This window comes from Serratia sp. Nf2 (genome assembly GCF_003028435.1).
Classification (GTDB): Bacteria; Pseudomonadota; Gammaproteobacteria; order Enterobacterales; family Enterobacteriaceae; genus Serratia; species Serratia marcescens_L.
Map to the genome: position 1 here is coordinate 1 of NZ_PYTW01000052.1, position 511 is coordinate 511.

Sequence of the window (511 nt, forward strand, 5' to 3'; positions counted from 1 at the left end):
CGATCGGCGCCAGCGGCAGGTGCGCGTCGATGTCGCTCTGCGGGCTGCGCTCGCCCAGCAGGTTATCCGCCAGATCGTACACCAGCCGCGCGCCCGGTTTGCCCTGATTGGGTTCGCGGTGTTGCAGCAGGCGGCCTTCGGCGTCGTAACCGTAGTGCACTTCGCCGCGCAGCGCGTCGCTCACTCCGGCCAGCTCGCCGCGGCCGGTATAGCGATAAGCGCGCCACAGCACGCCGTCTTCCGGCCGGGTCAGTTTGTCGTGGCCGAAGGCGCTGCTCTGCCAGCTGCGGCGGCCCATGGCGTCGTAACGCCGCTGCTGCTGCAGCGCCCCCTGGCTGCGGCCGGTTTCCCGGTGCAGGCGATCGCGGGTGAATTCGCTCACCACCTGCTGGTTGAATTTAATGGCGCTGGCGTGGCCGGAGCCGTAATACAGCCACTGCAGGCGATCGCCCTGCGGCAGCGTCAGCGCCTGCAGGTTGGCCAACGCATCCCACTGGTATTGCAGCTCGCC

General features: G+C 68.7%; 1 pseudogene. It reads right to left on the minus strand.

Features of this window, described 5'->3' with window-relative positions:
- Nucleotides 1–511 (minus strand): annotated as a pseudogene (locus C9411_RS25370) (type IV secretion protein Rhs); the annotation flags it as partial.